Below are 2,688 nucleotides of genomic sequence, written 5' to 3'. Positions count from 1 at the left end.
TGGGCTTCCCGGTCTCCGTCACGATCCGTACCGCTCCCTCGCGGAACTCAGCGTCGTAGATGCGCTTCCTGGATGCCATGACCCCCAACTATCCCTCCGGTCACGGTCTCCACAGTAGGAGGGGAACCTCATCTGGCTCCGCTCGTGATCCGCCGGACCGTCCTTAGATCGGGCTTGCTAGGGACACGCCGACTCGTTCAATACGAGCTTGTGGCGGGACGGTCGCTGAGGTGGTCTCGGTTGGTCATCCTGCTGTCGGGCTCTGCGCTCGCGTGAACCAGTTGCTCCGTTCCACTTTCGCCACGTGCAGCGTGTAGCTCTGGTACCACTGGGCTCGCCCGCGCTCTTGCGCCGCGCGGTGCTCGACGTTGGTCCGCCACTTAGTGAGGGCCTCGGCATCGCGGAAGTAGCTGACGGTGATGCCCAGCCCGCCAGGAGTCTGCGCGTGGTCCATCCCCAGGTACCCGGGGACGTCCTTCACCAGGTCTTCCAAGTGTGCGCTGGTCTCGCTGTAGTCGCTCTGGTCCCGGGTCCGCACCGTAGTGAAGACGGCCGCGTAGTAGGGGGGGTCATAGGCCGCGACGGGCACGACAGGCGCTTCCGAGTGATCGCTCATGGCGCCACCGTGAGGCGGGATGCGCCGCCGCGCGTACACCTCTATTTCGATCTTCATCCGCGGGTCGGCGAGACCGCACATGAGCATCGTGGCGGCCGGCTGAACGTCGCCGAAGTAGCGGCGCAGGACCGGCCAGCAGGGTTCGAAGTCTTCGCGGTCGGGCAGTAGGTAGCGCACGCGCACCACGTCGGCGAAGGTGCACTTCGCCTCGGCCAGTGCGGCCTCGATGTTGCGGAGGCACTGCTCGGCCTGCTCCACCACATCGTCGGAGATCGTCATGGTGGCGTAGTCGAACCCGGTCGTCCCGGACACATGCACCCAGTCGCCGTCGACCACAGCACGGGCATAGCCGATCTGCTCCTCAAAGGCCGAGCCGCTGAGGATCGCGCGTCGCTCTGTCATGCGCCGAACGCTAAATGACCAGCACTGATACGTCTAATACGGCCGCATGCATGGTCTGATATCTCTGGGCGTATGGAGCGCCCCGAACTCCCCCTACCGCAACTGCACGCCTTCGTCGTGCTCGCCGAGGAACTCCACTTCGGCCACGCGGCCGCCCGACTGGGCATCGCCCAGCCGCCGCTGAGCCAGCAGATCCGCCGCCTGGAGGACAAGGTCGGCCACGCGCTGTTCACCCGTACCCCAGGGCATGTCACCCTGACGCCAGCCGGCAGCGAACTGCTGCCCGCCGCCCGACGGGCACTCACCGACCTCGCGGACGGCCTGGCCGCAGCCCGGGCCGTCGGCAGTGGCCAGGCCGGCCGCCTACGGATCGGCTTCGCCGCCTCCCTCGCCCTGACGATCCTGCCCGACCTGCTGCGCACCTTCCGCCACCAGTTCCCTGGCGTGCACCTGGACATCCACGAGATGACCACCGCTCCACAGATCGCCGCCCTGCACGACAAGACCATCGACATCGGTCTACTGCGCGAACCCCCCACCGACGAGACAGAACTCGGCTTCAGGACGGTACTCAGCGAGCCTTTCGTGGCCGTGCTGCCGTCCACCCATCCTCTGGCCACCCAACGGACCGTCCAGCTTGCACAGTTGGCGGAATCGCCCTTCGTGCTGCTGCCCCGCACGGTCGGCCCGACACTGCACGATCAGATCATCGGCCTGTGCACCGCAGCAGGGTTCACACCGCAGGTAGTCCAGCACGCGGTGGAGTGGCAAACCGTGTGCGCCCTCGTGGAAACCGGTCTGGGCGTCTCCCTGGCCCCGGCGAGCATCCGACGCATCCGCCTCAAAGGCGTCGCCTTCCGCAGGATCGAACCCGGCACCGCCCGCACACGAGTGGCCGTCGCCTGGCGCGAGAACGACCATAATCCCCTGGTAACACGCCTGCTGGCGACCATCAGCCAAGGTCCGCCGGACAGGCCCTAGGCACCGGTTGCAAGCCCATCTCCCGGGCTCAGCCGCCGTGATCTCGTGTGGCGTGTGCCACAAAACGGCAGGTATGTATAGCGACACACGCTTTCCGCTGGAGTGCTCGCACGCTGCCCTCCGCGACTGTTGTGAAGCGACACACGGCCAACGGGACACGACGTTCGCCGAGACAAACGAAGACAACACCACCTGCGACCACAAGGTGAAGCCCTCGGGCAAGCCGCGCGACCCCGCCTCCGGCTGCACCGGCCGCACCGCGTACGCCGTCGTCTGCTCCGAGCACGGCGACGTCGGCCAGCCCCACCACGTCAAGCAGCTCGCCGAGCCCGCGGCCACCGAGCACCGCCAGGAGCACCGCGCCGCCCTCGCCACGCACTGACCCCACGCCCGGCCCGACCGGGATGCCTCTCATACCTGCGGGGCGGCCGTCGACACCGACTCCGGCCGCCCCGCAGAACCAACACCGACCTCAACCCGTTCTTTGAAGGAACCCTCGGCATGCCCGAACTCGGCACTGAAGACGTCCTCTTACTGACGTCGTTCGGCTTCCTCCACCTTCCCAAGGACACCGACGGCCGCCCCGTCCCGCCGCCGGCAGCCGCAAGGTCTTCGCGATCAACCCGCTAGCCGCCTCCCGCTACCGTGACCGCCACGGTGTGTCCCGCAAGAAGTCGGACCCGGGCGAC

Annotated in this window: 3 protein-coding genes and 1 pseudogene; 2 read left to right on the top strand and 2 right to left on the bottom strand. The window is 67.4% G+C overall.

The genetic code is table 11. The features are described 5' to 3' along the window. Positions 1–244: 244 nt before the first annotated feature. Positions 245–616: an antibiotic biosynthesis monooxygenase family protein gene (locus tag ACFVJQ_RS45790; RefSeq protein ID WP_385515688.1), complete on the bottom strand. Its 372-nt coding sequence runs from the start codon at positions 614–616 to the stop codon at positions 245–247. Between the two features lie 24 nt (positions 617–640). Next, positions 641–1,018, bottom strand: a pseudogene (locus tag ACFVJQ_RS45785) (RidA family protein); the annotation flags it as partial. Positions 1,019–1,090: 72 nt separating this feature from the next. Here ACFVJQ_RS45785 and ACFVJQ_RS45780 point away from each other — a divergent pair. Both ACFVJQ_RS45780 and ACFVJQ_RS45775 read left to right on the top strand, forming a co-directional pair. Further along, positions 1,091–1,999, top strand: a complete 909-nt coding sequence (locus ACFVJQ_RS45780) for a LysR family transcriptional regulator (RefSeq protein ID WP_385515638.1) — start codon at positions 1,091–1,093, stop codon at positions 1,997–1,999. A gap of 205 nt (positions 2,000–2,204) precedes the next feature. Next, complete coding sequence (locus ACFVJQ_RS45775) at positions 2,205–2,381, top strand: hypothetical protein (protein WP_385791911.1); 177 nt, start codon at positions 2,205–2,207, stop codon at positions 2,379–2,381. Positions 2,382–2,688 lie beyond the last annotated feature (307 nt).

Source organism: Streptomyces sp. NPDC127197 (assembly GCF_042672405.1).
GTDB lineage: Bacteria > Actinomycetota > Actinomycetes > Streptomycetales > Streptomycetaceae > Streptomyces > Streptomyces flavusporus.
The sequence above is the reverse complement of the archived record's forward strand: the minus strand, read 5'-3'. Positions and strand labels throughout refer to the sequence as shown.

What these genes read in the sequence shown, in the direction of transcription:
- ACFVJQ_RS45790 (WP_385515688.1), bottom strand. Translation starts at nt 616, where the DNA reads ATGAGCGATCACTCGGAAGCGCCTGTCGTGCCCGTCGCGGCCTATGAC.
- ACFVJQ_RS45780 (WP_385515638.1), top strand. Translation starts at nt 1,091, where the DNA reads ATGGAGCGCCCCGAACTCCCCCTACCGCAACTGCACGCCTTCGTCGTG.